This is a genomic window from Streptomyces sp. Q2, assembly GCF_056820935.1.
In genome coordinates this window covers 89,190-103,310 of sequence record NZ_JBXEJE010000017.1, presented here as the reverse complement: position 1 = coordinate 103,310, position 14,121 = coordinate 89,190, and the positions used below count along the sequence as shown (strand labels likewise).

The 14,121-nt window shown below is 71.0% G+C and carries 13 protein-coding genes and 2 pseudogenes; 6 read left to right on the top strand and 9 right to left on the bottom strand.

Annotated elements, in window-relative coordinates:
* The first annotated feature begins 322 nt into the window (after positions 1-322).
* Positions 323-2,944, top strand: a complete 2,622-nt coding sequence (locus ACWBNA_RS20070; RefSeq protein ID WP_482705800.1) for a LamG-like jellyroll fold domain-containing protein — start codon at positions 323-325, stop codon at positions 2,942-2,944.
* 240 nt (positions 2,945-3,184) lie between these two features.
* On the opposite strand, the gene ACWBNA_RS20065 is transcribed toward ACWBNA_RS20070, so the two are convergent.
* A complete protein-coding gene (locus ACWBNA_RS20065; protein WP_482705872.1) occupies positions 3,185-3,433 on the bottom strand; it encodes an NAD(P)H-dependent oxidoreductase in 249 nt (82 codons plus the stop codon).
* Positions 3,434-3,486: 53 nt separating this feature from the next.
* Between ACWBNA_RS20065 and ACWBNA_RS20060 the strand changes: the two genes are divergently transcribed.
* A complete protein-coding gene (locus ACWBNA_RS20060; RefSeq protein WP_482705799.1) occupies positions 3,487-3,849 on the top strand; it encodes an MmyB family transcriptional regulator in 363 nt (120 codons plus the stop codon).
* A 124-nt stretch (positions 3,850-3,973) separates the two neighbouring features.
* Here ACWBNA_RS20060 and ACWBNA_RS20055 read toward each other — a convergent pair whose 3' ends face one another.
* Together ACWBNA_RS20055 and ACWBNA_RS20050 are read right to left on the bottom strand one after the other, a co-directional pair.
* On the bottom strand, positions 3,974-4,189 hold the full coding sequence (locus ACWBNA_RS20055) for a 4-oxalocrotonate tautomerase family protein (RefSeq protein ID WP_482705798.1): 216 nt from the start codon (positions 4,187-4,189) through the stop codon (positions 3,974-3,976).
* Positions 4,190-4,359: 170 nt separating this feature from the next.
* The gene (locus ACWBNA_RS20050; protein WP_482705797.1) at positions 4,360-5,172 is read right to left on the bottom strand and encodes an SDR family oxidoreductase; all 813 of its coding nucleotides are present in this window, start codon (positions 5,170-5,172) and stop codon (positions 4,360-4,362) included.
* Between the two features lie 194 nt (positions 5,173-5,366).
* Between ACWBNA_RS20050 and ACWBNA_RS20045 the strand changes: the two genes are divergently transcribed.
* Together ACWBNA_RS20045 and ACWBNA_RS20040 are read left to right on the top strand one after the other, a co-directional pair.
* A complete protein-coding gene (locus tag ACWBNA_RS20045) occupies positions 5,367-6,239 on the top strand; it encodes a helix-turn-helix transcriptional regulator (protein ID WP_482705796.1) in 873 nt (290 codons plus the stop codon).
* 75 nt (positions 6,240-6,314) lie between these two features.
* Positions 6,315-7,187 (top strand): helix-turn-helix transcriptional regulator, encoded by an 873-nt coding sequence (locus ACWBNA_RS20040; RefSeq protein ID WP_482705795.1) that lies wholly within the window; start codon positions 6,315-6,317, stop codon positions 7,185-7,187.
* Between the two features lie 229 nt (positions 7,188-7,416).
* Here ACWBNA_RS20040 and ACWBNA_RS20035 read toward each other — a convergent pair whose 3' ends face one another.
* The 3 genes from ACWBNA_RS20035 to ACWBNA_RS20025 all read right to left on the bottom strand — a co-directional run bounded on the left by ACWBNA_RS20035 (position 7,417) and on the right by ACWBNA_RS20025 (position 9,280).
* Positions 7,417-8,178, bottom strand: coding sequence for an SDR family oxidoreductase (locus tag ACWBNA_RS20035; protein WP_482705794.1), 762 nt, complete (start codon positions 8,176-8,178; stop codon positions 7,417-7,419).
* 271 nt (positions 8,179-8,449) lie between these two features.
* Positions 8,450-8,779: a TfoX/Sxy family protein gene (locus ACWBNA_RS20030; protein WP_482705793.1), complete on the bottom strand. Its 330-nt coding sequence runs from the start codon at positions 8,777-8,779 to the stop codon at positions 8,450-8,452.
* Between the two features lie 48 nt (positions 8,780-8,827).
* Positions 8,828-9,280, bottom strand: a complete 453-nt coding sequence (locus ACWBNA_RS20025; protein ID WP_482705792.1) for an SRPBCC family protein — start codon at positions 9,278-9,280, stop codon at positions 8,828-8,830.
* Positions 9,281-9,485: 205 nt separating this feature from the next.
* Here ACWBNA_RS20025 and ACWBNA_RS20020 point away from each other — a divergent pair.
* Positions 9,486-9,959: pseudogene (locus tag ACWBNA_RS20020) on the top strand (cytochrome P450); the annotation flags it as partial.
* Positions 9,956-10,201 carry a hypothetical protein gene (locus tag ACWBNA_RS20015; protein ID WP_482705791.1) on the top strand — a complete coding sequence of 82 codons (246 nt, stop codon included), beginning with the start codon at positions 9,956-9,958 and terminating at the stop codon, positions 10,199-10,201. The pseudogene ACWBNA_RS20020 and the gene ACWBNA_RS20015, both read left to right, overlap by 4 nt.
* Before the next feature lie 98 nt (positions 10,202-10,299).
* Here ACWBNA_RS20015 and ACWBNA_RS20010 read toward each other — a convergent pair whose 3' ends face one another.
* The 3 genes and pseudogenes from ACWBNA_RS20010 to ACWBNA_RS20000 all read right to left on the bottom strand — a co-directional run.
* Positions 10,300-11,286 (bottom strand): SDR family oxidoreductase, encoded by a 987-nt coding sequence (locus ACWBNA_RS20010; RefSeq protein WP_482705790.1) that lies wholly within the window; start codon positions 11,284-11,286, stop codon positions 10,300-10,302.
* A gap of 91 nt (positions 11,287-11,377) precedes the next feature.
* On the bottom strand, positions 11,378-13,498 hold the full coding sequence (locus tag ACWBNA_RS20005) for a SpoIIE family protein phosphatase (RefSeq protein ID WP_482705789.1): 2,121 nt from the start codon (positions 13,496-13,498) through the stop codon (positions 11,378-11,380).
* Positions 13,499-13,594: 96 nt separating this feature from the next.
* Positions 13,595-14,020, bottom strand: a pseudogene (locus tag ACWBNA_RS20000) (SDR family oxidoreductase); the annotation flags it as partial.
* Positions 14,021-14,121 lie beyond the last annotated feature (101 nt).

Below are 14,121 nucleotides of genomic sequence, written 5' to 3'. Positions count from 1 at the left end.
CACTGCGGGCACCGAGGGCGGTGCCGCCCGCCGTTCGCCGACGGTGGAGGCCACTCCACACGGGTGGTGACCGTCGTGGGCTCGACCAGGAACGGCGACTGGGCGTCGGCGTCGGGGCTGGCGTCAACTTCAGGTAACGCCGCAGTTCGGTCTCGCCCCCGCACAGACATCACCCTGGCCATCGGCGCCCAAGGTTTGCGATCACCACGGATGCGGGCGACAAACCGCGGAACGGCAGTCCCCCCATTCGTCATGGTCCTCCCCCGCCGCACCGCACTGGGCAGTTGCCCTGACCGACTCATCTCACCAAGGAACGTCGCACATGTCTTCAGAAGCCGCGCTGCCCCGCAGGACCGTCCTCACAGCCGCCCTGGGCGCCGCGTCCCTCGCCGGGACGTTCGCCGCCTCCGCTCCCGCCCGGGCCGCCGAGCGCTCCGGCGCGGCCGCGGACGCCCCTGCCGCGGACCTCCCCTCCGCAGCCGCGCACTGGACCTTCGACGAGGGCTCCGGTACCTCCGCCGCCGACTCTTCGGGCAACGCTCGCACCGCGGTACTCCAGGGCGCTGCCACCTGGGACACCGGCAAGGTCGGCGCCCACTGCCTGGGCCTCACGGCAGACGGCAACGCCGCGGCGTCCGGGCCGGCCCTCGACACATCCAAGGCATTCTCGGTAGCCGCATGGGTCAACCTCGCTCAGACGGGCGGCTACCAGACCGCCGTCAGCATCGACGGCAAGGTCGTCAGCTCCTTCTACCTGGGGCTGCGCGACGACACCGGCACCTTCGCCTTCGCTCGGCTGAACGGGGACGCCACCGGAAATGCCGCGGTGGCGGCCGCCGCCTCCGCCCCCGCCATCGGCGCCTGGACCCATCTGGTCGGCGTCAGTGACCCCGCAGCCGGCGTCACCCGCCTCTACGTCAACGGCGTGCTGGAAGGGGAAACGGCCTACACAGCGGGATGGGCCGGCAGCGGCGACACCGCCATCGGCCGCGCCCTGTACGGCGGCGGGCACGTCGACCAGTGGCACGGCCTGATCGACGACGTGTGGATGTTCCCGTCCGTCCTCACCTCCGACCAGGTCGCGGCGCTGGCCGGAGTGCCGGTGGAGACCACGACACCGCTGCTCAGCGTGGACGTCGCCCACCCCGCGCACGCCGTGTCCCCCATCCTTCCCGGCCTGATGTTCGAGGACATCAACCACTCGGGCGAGGGAGGTATCTACGCCGAACTGGTACAGAACCGCGCGATGATGGCCAGCGACACCGCGCCGGTCCACTGGTCCGCCGTCGGTGGGACGACTCTCGCTCTCGACACCGCCACTCCACTCAACGACGCGCTCAAGCGTTCCCTCAAGGTCGTACTGCCGAGCGGCACCGGGGCCGGAAGCCGGGCCGGGGTGGCCAATGACGGCTACTGGGGAATACCGGTGCGGCCCCGAACCACGTACAAGGCCCGGCTGTTCGCCAAGGCATCGCACCGGATCGGGCCCCTCACGGTGACCATCGAGTCGGCGGACGGCGCGACGGTGTACGCGTCCGCACAGGTGCCCCACGTCGGCACCACGTTCCCCGACCGCCCTTTCGAGCTCACCCTGCGCACCGGTCCAGGCACCCCCGTGGTCGGTGACGCGAAACTGACCGTCACCATCGCCGACCCCGCCGCCGGGGGCGAGACCCTATGGCTCCAGCACGTCTCCCTCTTCCCTCCCACCTACAACAACCGTCCCAACGGACTGCGCATCGACCTGATGGAGAAACTGGTCGCTCTGAAACCGAAGTTCCTGCGCTTCCCCGGCGGAAACTTCCTCGAGGGCAACACGATCGCCACTCGGTTCGACTGGAAGAAGACCATCGGTCCGGCCTGGGAGCGCCCCGGCCACATGGACGACGCCTGGGGCTACTGGTCGACGGACGGGCTCGGAGTGCTGGAATACCTGGAATGGGTCGAGGACATGGACGCCCAGCCGGTCCTCGCCGTCTTCGCCGGCTACTCGCTCAAGGGCGAACACGTGACCGGCGACGCGCTCAAGCCATACGTCCAGGACGCACTCGACGAGATCGAGTACGTCACCGGCCCGGTGACCAGCACCTGGGGCGCGAAGCGGGCCGCCGACGGACACCCGAAGCCGTTCCCGCTCGAGTTCGTGGAGATCGGCAACGAGGACTTCTTCGACCGCTCCGGATCGTACGAGGAGCGGTATGCGGCCTTCCACGACGCGATCAAGGCGAAGTACCCGCAACTGAAGCTGATCGCCACGACGCCGGTGACGAGTCGCGAGCCGGACCTGATCGACGAGCACTACTACCTCGCGCCGTCCGCCGCTCAGGCCTCCACCCACAAGTACGACAGCCGGGACCGCAACTCGACGAAGGTCTTCGTCGGGGAATGGGCCGCGCAGGAGGGCCGCCCCACACCCGACCTGAACGCCGCGCTGGGCGACGCCGCGTGGCTGGCCGGGCTGATCCGCAACTCCGACCAGGTCCTCATGGAGTGCTACGCGCCGCTCTTCTCCCACGTCAAGAACAACGTCTGGGCGACCAACCTGATCGCCTATGACAACCTCACCAGCTACGCCTCGCCCAGCTATTGGGCGCAGCACATGCTGACGAGCGGGCTGGGCAGCACAGTGCTGCCGGCCGCCGCCCGTGCACTGCCGGCCGTCGCCACCGTCGCCACCCGCTCCGGGAGCCGCCTCTACCTCGCGGTCGTCAACTGCGGGACGGAGAAAGTGAATGTGCCGGTCGAACTGAAGGGGCTGGCCAAGGGTGTCGAGAGGAACGCCACCGCCACCGTCCTGACCGGACCCTCACCCACCACCACCAACACGCTGACCGAACCCACGGCTGTGGTGCCCAGGACCGGCACCGTCACCGGCGCCGCGGCTTCCTTCACCAGCACCCTGCCGCCGCTCTCCGTCACCGTCCTGGAAATCACCCTGACCTGATACGCCACTCCGGCGAACGGAGCCTGTCCCGCCGGCTCGGCTACACCCGCCGCCGCACCAACGCCGAGGGCCTGTCCACCTCCTCGGCGGCATGAGCATGAGCCACTCGCACCGGAAACGCCCTCGCCCTTGAACGGCTTCGCCGCTCTAGAGGCGCCAAAAGGGGCGCCTGACGGGGCTTTTGCCCGTCAGGCGCCGGTCGCCCGGGAGGGGCGTTCAGCGGTGGTCGTGGGACGTGGGTCAGGCGGCGAAGGAGGCGAGCAGTTCGTTGTACTGCTTGGCGACGGTGGCCAGGTCCTCGTCGAAGAGGCCGAAGGCCGTGCCGTACACCTTGACCATCGGCTGCCGGATGTCGAACTGGCCCAGCCGCAGGGTCGCGTGCCAGTTGCCGAGGAGGGTCTCGATCGTGGCCTGGTTCGAGCCTTCGGGGGTGTAGTGGTCGGCGGGGACGCCGGTAGTGACGGCGACGGCGGCCTCCTTGCCGGCCAGCCGCGGGGAGTTCTTCCGCGACTGGGACCACGGTCGCGGACGACACGGTCGCCATGCTGCGCGCCGAGGCCGGCCGGGATCTCCACGACCGGCGGCTGACGGACCTGATCGGCGAACTGTCCACCCGCAGCGAGGACTTCCGTCACCGCTGGGCCGCCCACAACGTCCGGATCCACACCACAGGCGTCAAGCGCCTGCACCACCCTGTCGTCGGTGACCTGGACCTGCCTTTCGAGACCTTCCCCCTGGGCCCCGACCCCAGCCAGTTCCTCCTCACCTACACCGCCGAGCCCACGTCAGCCTCGCAGGACGGCCTGAACCTGCCGGCCAGTTGGGCCGCGACCAACGACGACATCGAGCGGGCCGCGCCGGCCGACGACTCCGAGCCGGCCGACTCGGCGGACACACCCGACTGACCGGAGAGCCACGCGTGCCGATCCGCGGCAGCCGGATGGTTCAACCAGCAGTCACGGTCTTCGGGTTGAGTGGCTGCAGCCGACCGGCCCCGAAGCCGATCGGCTGCCCGCCGGTGTCAGACCGTCACGCCTCGGGTGATTGGTCGAGCATGGCGAGAGTCAGGACGTTGCCGCCGATGCCCCAGCCTCCGTCGGCCACCTCCTCGACCAGGACCATGGTGTTGGCGCGGGCCCGTTCGCCGTAGATCTCGACGTAGAGCTCGGTGGTGCGGGCGACGATCTTCTCCTTCTGCTGCTCGTCGAGGGTGCCGGCGGGGACCTTGAAGTTGGCGAAGGGCATGGTTGTTCTCTTTTCTGGGATGGCATGACAGGGAACTGCCTGCGGGGAGCAGGGCATGGTCGTCCTCGCGAGGCCAGTGGGTGCGGCTCACGAACGAGTGGGTGCGGCTCACTAACGGCACCGGCGGTGTCACCGGCAGCGCCTCGCGCGACCGCGGTGACACCGGCAGGTCAGACGATGCCGCCGTTGGCGCGGACGACCTGGCCGTTGATCCAGTGGCCGGCCGGCGAGGCGAGGAAGGCGACGACCTCGGCGATGTCGGCGGGGGTACCGAGGCGTTCCAACGGGGGCTGGGCGGCCAGGCGGGCGATGCTCTCCTCGTCCTTGCCGTCGAGGAACAGTTCCGTGGCGGTGGGGCCCGGGGCGACGGCGTTGACGGTGACGTCCCGGCCGCGCAGCTCTCGGGCGAGGATCATCGTGAGCGCCTCGACGGCACCCTTGCTGGCGCTGTAGGCGCCGTATCCGGGAAACGCCAGGCCCACCACGGACGTGGAGAACGTGACCATCGCCCCACCGCGGCGGATCTTCCGGGCGGCCTGCTGGGCGACGACGAAGCTCCCACGGATATTGGTGCGGTACACCGCGTCCAGCTGCGCCAGGTCCAGGTCCGCGACCGGGGACAGATACATTCGGCCGGCCGCGTGGACGACGACGTCGACGCCGCCGAACTCGGACGCGGCGGTGTCGAAGAGTGCGGCGACCTGCTGCTCGTCGGCGACGTCGGCCTGGACGGCGATGGCCCGGCCGCCGACGGCGGTGACCTCCTTGACGGCGGCCTCGGCCAGATCACGGTTGCCCGCGTAGCCGACCACGACGGCGAATCCGTCGGCGGCCAGCCGGCTCACCGTCTCGCGGCCGATACCGCGGGAGCCGCCGGTGACGATGGCGACGCGGGGCAGGCCCGCGCGGTCGTCGAGCGCGGAGCGAGTCGGCGTGGAGCGAGTCTGCACGGAGCGAGTCGGCGCGGATTCTTGGTTCGGCATGGAGACTCCTGCGAGAGATGCCGGTTACGGAACGCCACGACGGGTGATCGTGGCGGGGGGCGTCGGTGTGGTCACCGGCTGCTCCCTGCTTGCCTCTCCAGCGTGGGCCGCCACTGCCGGGCCAGCCAGGGCTGTCTCCACCCAGGGGTTGCCACCCCCTGGTTCAGGACGCCCACGCGAGTGACGATAGGGGCGTGAACCACTCCGAACTCGCCGCGTTCCTCAAGTCCCGGCGCGCCCGCATACGGCCGTCCGATGTCGGCCTGCCCACCGGCCCACGGCGCCGGGTGCCCGGACTGCGACGCGAGGAGGTCTCCCAGCTGGCGGGCCTGTCCGCCGACTACTACACCGAGTTGGAGCGTGGCCGCGGCACCCAGCCCTCGGCCCAGGTGCTGGCCGCCCTGGCCAGGGCGCTGCGACTGAACGGCGACGAACGCGACCACCTGTTCCATCTCGCCGGCCGTCGCGTCCCCCCGGCCGCGCACGGCCCGACCGCGCACGTGCAGCCGGCCCTGCTCGGCCTGCTGGACCAGCTCACCACCACTCCCGCCCAGGTCATCACCGACCTGCACGAAACCCTGGTGCAGAACCATCTGGCTGCGGCGCTCGTCGGCCGGCCCCCGGCGGTGCGCGGCCCCGAAGCGAGCTTCGTCTACCGCTGGTTCACCGACCCCGACGCCCGTGGCCTCTACCCCGCCGAAGACCACCCCCACCACTCGCGGGTCTTCGTCGCCGACCTCCAGGCGGTCGCCGCACGGCACGGCGACGACACCGAGGTGCACCGGATGGTGGCCGCGCTACGACGGCGCAACCAGGAGTTCGCCGACCTGTGGGACACCCACGATGTCGCCCTTCGCCGGACCGACCACAAACGCATCGTGCACGCCGCGCTGGGCGTCATCGAGCTGGACTGCCACAGCCTGTTCAGCGAGGACGGACGCCAGCGCCTGCTGTGGTTCAGCGCCCCGCCCGGCACCGAAGGCGCCGCCCAGCTGCGGCTTCTCTCGGTCATCGGCACCCAGGACATGACGTCTGGCGCTAACGAACTCGGACAGCCGCAGGCCTGAGTCCGACGAGCCTGGGAGTATCACGGCCACCCTGCGCGGCCGCACGGCTCGGGGTGCGGGGCTACTGTCGACGGCATGGACGGCGACAACCTGCTGGGGCAGTTCCTTCGAGCTCGACGCGGCCTCGTGCAGCCCGAGGAGCAGGGAGTGCCCGTGACCGGCCACCGCCGTGTGGCGGGTCTGCGCCGGGAGGAAGTGGCCACGCTGGCCGGGCTGAGCACCGACTACTACATACGCCTGGAGCAGGGCCGCGAGAGGAACCCCTCGGTACAGGTGGTCGACGCGCTCGCCCGGGCACTGTTGCTGGACGACGACGCGACGGCCCATCTGCACCGACTGGCCCGGCCCGTGCCCGGACGTTCCCGCAAGAACGCCCGGCGTCAGCGGGTGAGTCCTGTTCTGCTGCGGATGATGAACACCTGGACCGGGACGCCCGCCGTGATTCTGGGGCGCTGTATGGACGTGCTCGCGCACAACCCCCTCGGTGGCGCCCTGTTCGCCGGCCACACCTACAGCGGGGATCTGATGCGGCTCGTCTTCCTCGACCCCGACGCCCGGGATTTCTATCCGGACTGGGACCGGGTCGCCGCCAACACGGTCGGCGGTCTGCGCGAGTCGGCGGGGACCGACTACGACGATCCGCGGATGATCGAGCTGGTGGGCGAGTTGTCGCTCAAGAGCGAAGCGTTCCGCAGGTTGTGGTCGCGTCATGACATCCGCCAGAAGCGGCACGAGACCAAGCGCTTCCGGCACCCGGTCGTCGGTGAACTCACCCTGGACTACGAGTCCTTGACCATCAACAGCGCGCCCGGTCAGCAACTCGTCGTCTACCAGGCCGAGCCCGGCAGCCCCTCCGCCCACGCGCTGTCGCTGCTCGGCAGTATCACCGCGACCCGGACGGCGCAGGCCTCGGATTCCGTGCAGCAGGACATCGCCACAGGCGAGTGAATCCACTCCGGCCGTCCGGCCGTCCGGTCGTCCGGTCGTCCGGTCGTCTGCCCGTCTCGCCGTCTCGCCGTCTCGCCGTCTCGCCGTCTCGCCGTCTGGCCGTCTGGCCACTGCCGCCCGGTTCGGTCGGCGCCATCTCGGAGCGCTGAAGGTAGCCGTCCTGGAACCCGGCGTCCCGGAACCCGGCGTCCCGGACGATGAACGACCCGAACGAGACGCGTCGTTCCTCTTACGGGCGCTGCCGCACGGGCCGGATGACCATCTCGTTGACGTCGACATCGGCCGGCTGACTGATCGCGTAGGAGATCGCACGGGCGATGGCATCGGGCGGGATGGCAGCCGAGCGGTAGGCCTTCATCGCCGCCGCGGCTCCTGGTTCGGTGATGGTTTCGGCGAGTTCGGACTCGACGACGCCCGGGGAGACGGTGGTGACCCGGATGAACGGGTCGGCCTCCTGGCGCAAGCCTTCTGTGATCGCCCAGGCCGCGTACTTCGTGGCGCAGTACACAGCGGCCGTGGGAACCACGGAGTAGGCACCGATCGACGCGATGGTGATGAAGTGCCCGCTGTTCTGGCGCTGGAAGTGCGGCATGGCCGCGGCGATGCCGTGCAGCAGACCCTTGACGTTGACATCGACCATCCGGTCCCACTCGTCCACCAGCAGTGAGTCGAGACGCGACAGCGGCATGACGCCGGCGTTGTTCACGATCACATCGATGTGCCCCCGGGCGGCAACCGTTTCGTCGACGAACCTGGCCACGTCGGCCCGTTCGGTGACATCGAGACGTCGTACGTCGATGCTTCCGCCGTCGGCTCGGACGCTCTCGGCCAGGCTGGTCAGCCGATCCTCTCGGCGCCCACCGGCAACGACGTGGTGCCCTTCCGCGGCAAGCCGCCTGGCGATTGCTTCGCCGATGCCGCTTGTGGCACCCGTGACGAGTACGACCTTCCGGCTGTCCTGCTCTGTGATCTCCGAGGTGGTCCGAGTCACCGCGTCCTCCTTGCTCAGTCAGGGCACAAGCCCCGCCAACGGTTCGTTCACCTGCGAACTTGCCGTGTTTGCGACGCCTGGAGAAGGCCGGGATCCTCCTAGGAGTACGGCACCCACTCCGACCGGCCTAAGGGGCGGTGGCGCGACAGTCCGGCCACTCGGGCCGGTTCATCCCCGCGTCGACGTCGGCGGTGCGGACGGTCACTTCGGTCCTGGGCACCTCTCCCCGGAGACGGTGCGGCAAGGTCCCGTCACAGATGTGGGGCCCGGTCTACTTGGGTGGCAGGGCCGCCGCGAAGGTGTGGCCCTCGTCGATCCACGCGTCGAGCGCGGTGTCCTCCGTGAGCGCGGACGCGGCGACGACGACCCAGCCGCGCATCGGTCGGCCGGTGAAGTCGAGGACGCGTGTACCGGGCCGAGTCAGCGCGGCGTCGGTGCCGTCGGGGCCAACGCGGACCATGAGCTCGTCCCCGACGACACCGACGGCCATGTTCCCCCGGTGCAGGAACGCCAGGCCGCCGAACATGCGCTTCTCGGTGATCGCCGGATCCGCTCCCAGGCGTTCTCGGATGCGCTCAGCCAGTCCTTCGTCGAATGCCATGACACACCTCGCTCCCTGGGCCGGTACGCCAAAGACGTGGAACGGCGGTCATGGCGGTGGTTCCTGCAGCTTGCGCTCGAGGTCGTGCAGGTCCTTGCCGATGGAGGAGCGGACCTTTCTCGCCATGATCGGCGCGGCAAGGCGGTAGTAGCCGCCTGCGTCGCCCCGGACCCGGATGCCCGCGAGCGTGCCGTCCGGGTGCGGCGTGAAGGTGTAGGTGATGTGCATCGGCATCGGTCCGGCCACCGACACCATGTCCAGCAGCCGTGCGGGCTCGTACGCGGCGACCCGGAGCACGTAGTCGATGCGCTTGCCCAGGAAGTAGGCGGTACGGGTCACCTCGGCGCCGACGCCGAACCCCCCTCCGTCCGCTTCCCGGGTCAGTGCCGCCGCCCGGATGCCCTGGGTCCACTCGGCGTCGTGGCGCCAGTCCATCGCGTACTGCGCCACCTGGTCCGGCGGAAGCGGGATCACCCGCTCTGCCCTCTCGTCGATCGTCATCGGTGCTGCCTTGTCGTGGGTGCCGGTGTGCTGCGGGCCGGGTCTGAGGGTGAAGATCACAGGGCCAAGAGGTGTCGGAGTCGTCCGACAGTCCCGAGGTGATGGTGATGGCGATGGTGATGCCTGCCCAGTGTGGTGCGTAAGCACCGACCGGGGCCCACGCGACACGGTCGCCCTCGCGATCGCCCGCGACTCGGGCGGCGGGCGCTTCCACCCCTTCGCCCCCTTCCTCGGCGGCCGGGCCGTCACCGATCCGGAGTGGCGTGGGGAACCGATCCCGTCCGGCGCGCTGGTCCTGCTCGACCTGTACGGCCAGAACCACGACCCCGACCTGTGGACCGATCCGTACGCCTTCGCCCCGCAGCGCTTCCTGGAGCGGCCGCCCCAGCGCGACGAACTCGTTCCGCAAGGCGTTGGCGACCGGGCCGCCGGGCACCGCTGCCCCGGTGAGGACGTCACGATCGTGCTGCTGACAGCCCTCGGTCCGCGGCCGGCCCGGCTGGAGTACGAGGTGCCCCCGCAGGACCTGAGGATCCCGCTGACCCGCGTACCGGCCCGCCTGCGCAGCGGCTTCGTCATGGAGGCGGTCCGTGTACCGGCGCCCGTCCCCGTGACCGCGGGGGCCACGGGCTGGCTGGACCAGGACGGGCCGGACCAGGAGGAGGGAGCCATCCGGTGATCACCGGCGAGCATGTCCGTGAACTGCTGAACCGTGAGGACGACGCCGTGCTGGTGCTCCTCCGCGGCCGGGCCGAGGTGGTTCCGGCACCGGACCTGGACTCGGAGCACTGCCGCGGCGCGCTGCAGGTGGTGTCCGGCCAGGCTCTCAGGGAACGCCTGCGCGCCGACCCGTCGGCGGCCGGCGACCCCGATGCGCTGGCGGCCGCCCTCGACGCGACCGTGAGGGAGCAGGGCGGCTGAGGAGGACGATCGCGGAGCGGTTCGCCGAGTGAGCCGGGTGATTCGGCGAACCGCTCACGCGCGGGTGCCGCCGGTCAGCCACGCCCGGGTGCTGTTGGTCAGCCCGAATGGCTCCGGCTCACCTGGCGGCCGGCGGCCACGGCCGCTCCCGCCACCGCGGCGGCGACGGCCGTCCTGCGCATCGCGGTGCGCCGTCGCCCGCCCCAGCCGCCGTGCACGGTTCCCTCGCCGGGAGCCGGAACGTGCAGCGCTCCGTGCGTGGCCGGGGCTTCCTCGTCGCGGGACAGATGGGTCTTGTCCGTCTGCCGTGCCATGGCCCGCTCCGCGAGTCCCGGTGCCAGCCTGGACTGACGTACCAGAGCCCGGCCCGCCGGCCCGACCACCACTTCGCGGTGCGGGTGCCGGACCAGGGCCACGACGGCCCGGGCGACCCGCTCGGGGCTGTAGACCGGGGGCATGGCGACCACCTTGCGCCCGGTGAAGTTGGCCGCCTGCTCGAAGTGCGGGGTGTCGATGGTCGCGGGCATCAGGGTGCACACGTGGATGCCCTTCACCCCCTCCACCAGCAGCTGCTGCCGAAGGCTCGATCCGAGCCCCTGGATGGCGTGCTTCGACATGCTGTACGGGTGGCTGTACGGCTGCGCGACGGCACCCACGATGGAGGAGATGTTGATCAGCGTGCCGGTCCCCTGCTGCCGCATCACCCGCAGTGCCGCTCGGGCGCCGTGCACGTAGCCCATCACATTGACGTCCAGGACCTTGCGGAAGTCCTCCAGCGGCACGTCCTCGAAACGGCCGAAGGCGTTGACGGCCGCGTTGTTGACCCAGACGTCGATCCGGCCGAACTCCTCCACGGCACGCCGTGCCAGGTCCTCGACCGCCTTGACGTCCGTCGTGTCGGTCGGCACGACCAGCGTCCGTGCCCCGCGGTGCTTCGCGCACTCCTGGGCCGTCGCCTCCAGCGCCTCCTCGCGGCGCGCGGCCAGCACCACGGCGCATCCCTTGCGCGCGAACGCCTCGGCCGTGGCCTGTCCGATCCCGCCGGACGCTCCGGTCACCACCACCACGTGATTTCGCCACCGCATCCCGTGCCTCCTCAGGTCTGCCCGTGCCACGCCCCTCGTGTCCGGCTCCGCAGCGGACCGGGTACCCGGCACCGGCGAGTCATCTCGGCTGTCAGCGGCCCGTTCCGTACTGCAGCACCAGGAGGGCCACGTCGTCGGTGCGCTGCTCGGTCGCACTGGCCTTCCGCAGCAGGTCGTCGATGAGCAGGTCCAGGTCCCGGTCGTCGGCGTGCGCCAGGTGGTGTGCGAGGTCGGCGATGGAGTCGTCGAGGTCGACGGTCGGTGTCTCGACGAGGCCGTCGGTGTAGAGGGCGAGCATGACGCCCGGGGTGAGCGGGATCTCGGTCAGAGGGAAAACGGCGTCCGGGTCGATGCCCAGAAGCGGCCCGGGCGTGACGTCGACGGGCCGGGTGTCGCCGTCGGGCAGGCGCAGGAGCGGTGGCGGGTGACCGGCGCTGGCCAGGGTCGCGCGCTCCCGGGCGAAGTCGAGGTGGACGTAGAGACAGCTGGTGAACAGGTCGGGGCCGAGGTCGGTCAGGAGCCGGTTGGTTCTGGCCAGGACCTGGTCGGGAGCCGTGCCGAGGGTCGCGTGGGCGTGGACACCGGTACGGACCTGGCCCATCAGAGCGGCGGCGGCGACATTGTGGCCCTGGACGTCACCGATGACGGCCGCGGCGGCCGTGTCGCCCAGCCGGATCAGGTCGTAGAAGTCTCCGCCGATCTCCATGCCACGGGTCGCGGGCAGGTAGCGGGCAGCGACCCGCAGGCCGGTGATCCGGGGCATGGTGCGCGGGAGCAGCGCCTGCTGGAGGCCGTGGGCGAGCTCGTGCTTGGTGTCGTACAGGCGGGCGCGGTCCAGGGCCTGGGCGACGAGCCCGGCGAGCGACGTCAGGACGGCGCGTTCCTCGGCGGGAAACTCGTGGGGGTTGTCGTAGGACAGGACGCAGATGCCGACGGGTCGGCCGGAGATGATCAGCGGCAGGAACGCCCAGGCCTGCTTGCCGCTGATCAGAGGCGCTTCGGGATAGATGCGGCGCATCTCCTCCGGTTCGGAGAAGAACGCGGGGATGCCGCTGTCGAGGGCGCGCCCGGCCGGGGTGAAGTCGGTGTCGAGGGGCAGGGCGTCGAGGCGTTCGATGGTGTGGGGGGCGTAGCCGCGGTAGCCGTTGATGCGCAGTCGGCCGCCGTCGGCGGTGGACAGGACCAGGCCCTGGGCGCCGAAGGCGGGCATGATCTGGTCGGCGACCAGGTCGACGACGTCCTGCACGCCGACCACTTCGGTCAGCCCGGCGGCCAGGTGGGTGAGCTGGTAGAGCCGGCCCGCGCGGGTCGGTGTGACGGTGTGCGTGGACCAGCGGGGCGCCGGTACGGGCGGGGGCTGGGCACCGCTGGGAACGATGCGGACGCTGATGCCGCTGGCGTCCGGGTAGAGGTGGAACTCCAGCCACTGGTCCGGCGGGCGGCACGCGGTGAACGACACGGGCTCGCGGCTGATCACCGCGGCACGGTAGCGGTCCTCGTAGGTGGGCTCGTCGAGCCAGCGCAGGGACTGCCACGGCAGGGTGCCCAGCAGCTGACCGGCTTCGCGGCCCAGCAGCCGGCAGGCGCCGGAGCTGAGGTAGGTGAAGTGCCCCTCCAGGTCCAGGGCGCAGCTGCCGCCGGGCAGGCGCTCCGCGAAGTCGGCGGCGGCCGTCGCGGGGCTCGCGGACCGGCCGCCAGCTCCCGTGGGGACGACGCGAGGCAGGGCGCTGCGGGCCGGGAGCCTGCCGGCCGCGTCGGCTTCCTGCAGCAGCCGGGCCATGCGTCGGCACCGGGACGCGATGTGGCCCCGCTCCCGCCCGGTCATGTACGGCGGACGGGTGGCCGGCCACATCAGCAGCAGTACCCCCCAGCGCCGGGCGTCGGTGACCGGTGCGGCGACCAGCGCCAACGGATAGGGCAGCACCATCGCGGTGCGCGGATAGGAGCGGGCCATCTCCTCCTGGCTGCCCACCCACACCATCCGGTCCTCACGGACCGCCTCCGCCACCGGTGCCGGAGCGGCCGTCGACACCCTCGCCCACGGTGCGGCGAACTCGGCCGGCGCCCCGCACAGCACGTCCAGCCACAACACCTGCTCGTCCGGTGCGAGCAGGTACAGGGCACCGATCGACGCGCCGGTTCGGCGCACCGTCTCCGCGAAGACGGCATCCAGTTCACCTGTGTCGGCGGCCGGGTCACCCCTGCTGGTCACGAGGCACCTCCGGCATCGCTGGGGACCCACCCACGGCCGCGGGCGCCCCGCCGCTCCGCTCGGGGCACGACGTATCCGTGCCGGACGTACCCGACCTCACCCATATGAGGACGTTACGCCCACGGGGAGCGGCAGGCACGCCCTCCCGCGCACTCGCCAGGCCTTCGCCCGGCGGACCACGCGTGCACGGGCCACGCCTGCGTCCGTGCGGTGTCTCACCGGGTGTCGGCGTTGCCGTCTCGCCGGGTCGGCGTTGCCGCCCGTCTCCACGATCACCTCGCCAACCGTGAAGCTGGAGTCGGCGTCGGAGGCGAGGCAGACGTAGGTCGGTGCGAGTTCTCCGGGCTGGGCCGCGCGGCCCAGGGGCGCCTCGCTGCCGATCTGGGCCAGTCCGTCCGGCGGCATGTGCTGGTCCGCCTCGTTGAGCGGCGTCCAGGTCGGCCCCGGTGCCACCACGTTCGCGCGCACACCCCGTTTGGCCAGGTGAGTGGCCATGGACTTGTTCAGGGCGATCAACGCGGCCTTGGACGCCGCTTAGTCGATCATCGTCGTACTGCCCTTGAGGGCTTCCCCTCTCGCACCGCGCCGCGCTTTCCCTCACCGCGTGCCCGGTACGGAGACAC

Coding starts and splice junctions, on each gene's coding strand:
- ACWBNA_RS20060 (WP_482705799.1), top strand. CDS start 3,487: ATGCTGCGCGCCGAGGCCGGCCGGGATCTCCACGACCGGCGGCTGACG.
- ACWBNA_RS20070 (WP_482705800.1), top strand. CDS start 323: ATGTCTTCAGAAGCCGCGCTGCCCCGCAGGACCGTCCTCACAGCCGCC.
- ACWBNA_RS20040 (WP_482705795.1), top strand. CDS start 6,315: ATGGACGGCGACAACCTGCTGGGGCAGTTCCTTCGAGCTCGACGCGGC.
- ACWBNA_RS20055 (WP_482705798.1), bottom strand. CDS start 4,189: ATGCCCTTCGCCAACTTCAAGGTCCCCGCCGGCACCCTCGACGAGCAG.
- ACWBNA_RS20030 (WP_482705793.1), bottom strand. CDS start 8,779: ATGGCATTCGACGAAGGACTGGCTGAGCGCATCCGAGAACGCCTGGGA.
- ACWBNA_RS20050 (WP_482705797.1), bottom strand. CDS start 5,172: ATGCCGAACCAAGAATCCGCGCCGACTCGCTCCGTGCAGACTCGCTCC.
- ACWBNA_RS20025 (WP_482705792.1), bottom strand. CDS start 9,280: ATGACGATCGACGAGAGGGCAGAGCGGGTGATCCCGCTTCCGCCGGAC.
- ACWBNA_RS20010 (WP_482705790.1), bottom strand. CDS start 11,286: ATGCGGTGGCGAAATCACGTGGTGGTGGTGACCGGAGCGTCCGGCGGG.